This is a genomic window from Phocaeicola sp. (assembly GCF_048170425.1).
Taxonomy (GTDB): domain Bacteria; phylum Bacteroidota; class Bacteroidia; order Bacteroidales; family Bacteroidaceae; genus Phocaeicola.
This window is the reverse complement of record NZ_DBEXBB010000034.1, coordinates 1-5789: the sequence shown is the minus strand read 5'-3', so window position 1 is coordinate 5789 and position 5789 is coordinate 1. Positions and strand designations below refer to the sequence as shown.

The 5789-nt window shown below is 47.7% G+C and carries 3 protein-coding genes and 1 pseudogene; 3 read left to right on the top strand and 1 reads right to left on the bottom strand.

The genetic code is table 11. From position 1 onward, the window contains the following. The 3 genes and pseudogenes from rpsT to ACMJ0U_RS01335 all read left to right on the top strand — a co-directional run. Positions 1-208, top strand: a 208-nt coding sequence (gene rpsT, locus ACMJ0U_RS01345; RefSeq protein ID WP_417127670.1) for a 30S ribosomal protein S20, incomplete at its 5' end; no start/stop codon positions are given. Between the two features lie 164 nt (positions 209-372). Further along, positions 373-2334 (top strand): annotated as a pseudogene (gene gyrB, locus ACMJ0U_RS01340) (DNA topoisomerase (ATP-hydrolyzing) subunit B); the annotation flags it as partial. A gap of 160 nt (positions 2335-2494) precedes the next feature. Beyond that, a complete protein-coding gene (locus ACMJ0U_RS01335) occupies positions 2495-5173 on the top strand; it encodes a 4-alpha-glucanotransferase (protein WP_417127668.1) in 2679 nt (892 codons plus the stop codon). Positions 5174-5241: 68 nt separating this feature from the next. Here ACMJ0U_RS01335 and trxA read toward each other — a convergent pair whose 3' ends face one another. After that, a complete protein-coding gene (trxA, locus tag ACMJ0U_RS01330; protein WP_417127666.1) occupies positions 5242-5718 on the bottom strand; it encodes a thioredoxin in 477 nt (158 codons plus the stop codon). Positions 5719-5789 lie beyond the last annotated feature (71 nt).

The window sequence follows — 5789 nt, the reverse complement described above, 5'->3', positions numbered from 1 at the left end:
AAGAAGACTTCACAACAGATATTATGCTAAGACAATGCGTAACGCAGTGAAGAAACTTCGTGCAACTACAGACAAAGCTGAAGCTGTTGCATTGTATCCGAGTGTACAGAAAATGTTGGATAAGCTGGCTAAGCGCAACATTATCCACGCGAACAAAGCTGCTAACTTGAAGTCTAAACTGGCTGCTCATATCAGCAAATTGGCTTAAGTCTGCGCTTGACGCAAGTAAAGATATTAAGGCTGGATGGTTACATCCGGCCTTTTGTCGTATGGGATTACCACATGTCTTTTTCACGATTTTTAGAGTGCTGAAAATCGCTTCGTTCCAGTTTTTTTAGTATCTTTGAAAGCTTAAAAAAACAAAGAAAAAACATGAGTGAAGAACTGACACAGAACAGCGGAAGCAACTACTCGGCCAGCAGTATCCAGGTGCTGGAAGGACTGGAGGCCGTTCGTAAACGCCCCGCCATGTATATCGGCGACATCAGCGAAAAAGGCTTGCATCACCTGGTCTACGAGGTAGTAGACAACTCCATTGACGAAGCCCTTGCCGGTTATTGTACACATATAGAAGTAACTATCAACGAAGACAACTCGATTACCGTACAAGACAACGGTCGCGGTATTCCGGTCGATTTCCACGAAAAAGAAAAAAAATCAGCCCTCGAAGTCGTAATGACCGTGCTTCATGCCGGAGGTAAGTTCGACAAAGGTTCCTACAAAGTTTCCGGAGGTCTGCACGGTGTGGGTGTATCTTGTGTGAACGCCTTGTCTACCCACATGACTACCAACGTATTCCGCAATGGAAAAATCTACCAGCAGGAATATGAATGCGGAAAGCCGCTGTATGCCGTAAAAGAAGTGGGCACAACCGACATTACCGGTACACGCCAGACTTTCTGGCCGGATGGAAGTATCTTCACCGCAACGGAATATAAATACAGCATTCTTCAGGCCCGTATGCGCGAGCTGGCTTACCTGAACAAGGGAATCACCATCACCTTGACCGACAAGCGCGTGAAGGAGGAAGACGGTTCTTACAAGCAGGAAAAATTCCACTCGGAAGAGGGTGTGAAAGAATTCGTACGTTTCCTGAACTCCAACAATACACCGCTCATTGATGACGTCATTTATCTGAATACCGAAAAACAGGGTATTCCTATCGAATGCGCTATTATGTACAACACTGGATTCCGTGAAAACCTTCACTCATATGTGAACAACATCAATACCATTGAAGGTGGTACACATGAAGCCGGATTCCGCACGGCACTGACCCGTGTATTGAAAAAATACGCAGAGGAAAGCAAGGCGCTTGAAAAAGCCAAGGTAGAAATCTCAGGTGAAGACTTCCGCGAAGGACTGATTGCCGTGATTTCTGTAAAAGTATCGGAACCTCAGTTTGAAGGACAGACCAAGACCAAACTGGGTAACAACGAAGTGAGCGGTGCTGTGAATCAGGCTGTAGGAGAAGCCCTGACTTATTACCTGGAAGAACATCCGAAAGAAGCAAAGATTATTGTCGACAAAGTGGTACTGGCTGCCACTGCGCGTGTGGCTGCCCGCAAGGCCCGCGAATCGGTTCAACGTAAAAGCCCGATGGGCGGCGGCGGACTGCCGGGAAAACTGGCCGACTGCTCCAGCCGTGTGGCTGAGGAATGCGAACTCTTCCTCGTCGAGGGTGACTCTGCAGGCGGTTCAGCCAAGCAGGGCAGAAGCCGTCAGTTCCAGGCCATCCTGCCGTTGCGCGGTAAAATCCTGAACGTGGAAAAAGCCATGTGGCACAAAGCTTTCGAAAGTGACGAAGTGAACAACATCATCCAGGCACTGGGTGTACGTTTCGGCGTGGACGGTGAAGAAGACAGCAAGAAAGCCAACATCGACAAACTGCGTTACCACAAGGTAATTATCATGACCGATGCCGATGTCGATGGTTCTCACATCGACACACTGATTATGACACTGTTCTACCGCTACATGCCCGAAGTAATTCAGGGCGGTCACCTGTATATCGCCACTCCTCCGCTGTACAAATGCAGCAAGGGAAAAATCAGCGAATACTGCTATACAGACGAAGCCCGTCAGGCTTTCATACAGAAATACGGCGAAGGAAACGAACAAGGCATTCACACCCAGCGCTATAAAGGTTTGGGTGAAATGAATCCGGAACAATTGTGGGAAACTACCATGAACCCGGAAACCCGTATCCTGAAGCAAGTAAATATTGAAAACGCGGCCGAAGCCGACTATATATTCTCCATGCTAATGGGCGATGATGTAGGCCCGCGCCGTGAATTTATCGAGAAAAATGCGACGTATGCAAACATCGACGCAGCATCTCATTTTTTTAATTCAGTAGTATTAAATCCATCCTCACATCTTACACGAGGGAACCTCCGGAATCTGAAAGGATATCCGGAGGTTTTTTATTTGCATGAATCCGCAAGATTCATTATTTTTGGAAAAACTATGAGCCACAACTAATACATAAGATATGAAAATTACTTTTCGCATACAATACCGTACAGTCTGGGGAGAAAGTCTGTGCGTGCTTCTCAGCCAGAACCACATACAACATACCGTGGAAATGACTACCCGCAACGGCGAAGAATGGACCGGAAAGGCTGAATTTGACTTTCACCCTTCTGAACCTATCTGTTACCGTTATGCCGTAAACCGTCAGGGCAGCCTTGTACGCCAGGAATTTGGTGCCATTCCCCATTCTTTTTATCCGGGTAACCAGCAACAGCAACATTACCTCATAGAAGACTGCTGGAGAGATTTACCACAAGATGCCTACCGTTATACATCGGCCTTCAACAATGCATACCCCCCCGAAGAGCCCTCCCGCCTGTCTGACAATACTGGCAGATGTATCACTTTCCGCGCACTTTGTCCGGGATTGAGCACGCACAACCAACGTCTGGGCCTCATCGGCAGCTGTGCGGCATTAGGCAACTGGGAGTACTGCCGCCCGCTACGAATGAAAGAAGTACAGCCCAACGTGTGGCACTTGACACTAGATGCCGCTTCACTGGAATACCCTTTCGAATACAAGTTTGTGGCCATTCATGAAAAAACCGGAGCCGTAGAAAAGTGGGAAACCCGTCCGAACCGGGTATTCCCTCCGCAACCATTGCAACGCGGAGAAACCTACCTGCCCATGGAAACGGAAGTGTTCTTTGACGATGCCCCGCAACGGATAGCCGGATGCGCCATTCCCGTATTCTCCCTTCGTTCGGAAGGCAGCTGCGGTGTAGGTGATTTCGGTGACCTGAAGCTACTGGTCGACTGGGCAGATGAGACCGGACAAAAAGCGATTCAGATTCTTCCTATCAACGATACGACTATGAGCGGTACATGGACTGACTCTTATCCCTACAACAGCATCTCCATCTACGCCTTTCATCCGATGTACATCGACCTTCGCCAGCTCCCTGCCCTAAAAGAAAAGAAAGCTACAGAAGCATTCGAAAAAGCACGCATCGAAGTAAACTCCCTTCCCATGATGGATTATGAGAAGGCCAACAAACTGAAAATGGGCTACTTGAGAAAAGCGTACCAGATGGAAGGGAAGAAAGTGCTTGCATCGGAAGAGTTCTTAGGTTTCTTTCAGCATAATGAGGAATGGCTTCAGCCTTATGCTGCCTTCTGCTACCTGCGCGACTCGTATGGCACACCGGACTTCAATCACTGGCCGAAATATTCTACCTACGATGCCGATGAAATAGCCCAGCTGTGTTCGTCCGGAAATAAAGCCTACACCAAAATTGCTTTCTACTATTATCTGCAATACCTGCTGCACGTGCAACTGCTTGCCGTAAGCAAGTATGCCAGAGCAAAAGGTATCCTGCTGAAAGGTGACATTCCCATCGGTATCAGCCGTTCCAGTGTAGAGGCCTGGGTAGAACCTCATTATTTCCATCTCAACGGCCAGGCAGGTGCTCCCCCCGATGATTTCTCTGTAAACGGACAAAACTGGGGATTCCCTACCTACAACTGGGAAGTAATGGAAAAAGACAACTACCGCTGGTGGCGCCGCCGTTTCTCCAAGATGGCGGAATACTTTACGGCCTACCGCATCGACCATATCTTAGGATTCTTCCGTATCTGGGAGATTCCCGACCATTCGGTACACGGGTTGCTCGGACAGTTCTCTCCTGCCCTCCCTCTAAGCATGGATGAAATCAGAAGTTTTGGCCTGAACCTAGACCGGGAGTTCATGACACAACCGTTTATCAACGACACGATACTGAAAGAAGTGTTCGGAACGCAAAGCGAATACGTCCGGCAACATTTTGTCACAGCCAACAAGAAAGGAAGCTACGCATTGCTGCCAGAATTTGACACCCAGCGAAAGGTAGAAGCTTACTTCGATGGAAAAGAAGACGAAGATAACCTGAAGCTAAAAGAAGGACTTTATTCCCTAATCAGCAACGTACTGTTTGTCACAGACCACCATGACGCCGAGAAGTTCCATCCCAGAATTGCCGTACAAAATGACTCCGTATTCCAGCAACTGAACTGGAAACAACAAGGAGCTTTTAACCATCTGTACAACCATTACTACTACCAGCGCCATAATGAGTTCTGGTATCAGGAAGCCATGAAAAAGCTTCCGGTACTTACTCAGTCTACTCCTATGCTTGTGTGTGGAGAAGACTTAGGCATGGTTCCAGAGTGTGTACCCTGGGTTATGAAACAGCTACAGATACTCTCACTTGAAATCCAGCGCATGCCCAAACAGATGGGTGAAGAATTCGGACACCCTGAAAACTATCCGTTCCTGTCGGTATGCACCATCGGTACGCACGACATGGCCACTTTCCGCGGATGGTGGAAAGAAGACCTCCTCCGTACGGAACGCTTCTACCACCAGGAAATGCACCATCAAGGAGATATTCCAGCACATGTGCCCGGATGGATTTGTAAGGACATCGTATTCCATCACCTGAAAAGTCCTTCACTGCTCTGCATCTTGGCATGGCAAGACTGGATGAGTATCAACGAACGATTACGGAACCCGGATATAGAAGGAGAACGCATCAACATACCGGCACGGCCACGACATTACTGGCGATGGAGAATGCACCTCACACTGGAACAACTGATGAAAGAAAAGGAGCTGAACCAGACGATTCATGAATTGATTGAAGACAGCAACCGAGGATAATATATACAATGAGGGCCTGAAATTTCTACGACTTCAGGCCCTCATCATTTTTTCTTATTTCAAACTGATTATTTGTTTCCCAACAAGAACTCATCAATGGCCTTTCTCAAAGCCTCTTCAGGCAAAGCTCCCTGCGCTACCTGAGGAGTTCCATGAGCCGGGATAAACAGAAGGGTCGGAATACTGCGTATGCCAAAAGCTGCCGACAACTCCGGCTCCTTATCCGTATCAATCTTGTAGATTACAATCTTCCCGTCATATTCTGTAGCTAATTTCTCCAACACAGGAGCTATGGCCTTGCAAGGGCCACACCAGGTGGCATAGAAGTCCACAATGGCCGGTTTATCACCTTCATATTTCCACTCCTTCGGATTCTTCTCATAATTATATACTTTCGCCAAGAAATCGGCTTTAGTCAGATGGACAACATGGGCTTGTACGGTTGCACTCTCCTGCACTCCACCCCGAGTTTCTTTGCCGGCATTGTTTCCACAAGCCGGAGTCAACATGGCAGCAGCCAGAGCCATCAACAGCAATCTTTTCATAATTCACACAAATAACGGATTATCGATTCTATTCTTTGTACACAAAAATAGTGCATTTTGTAATAAGAACA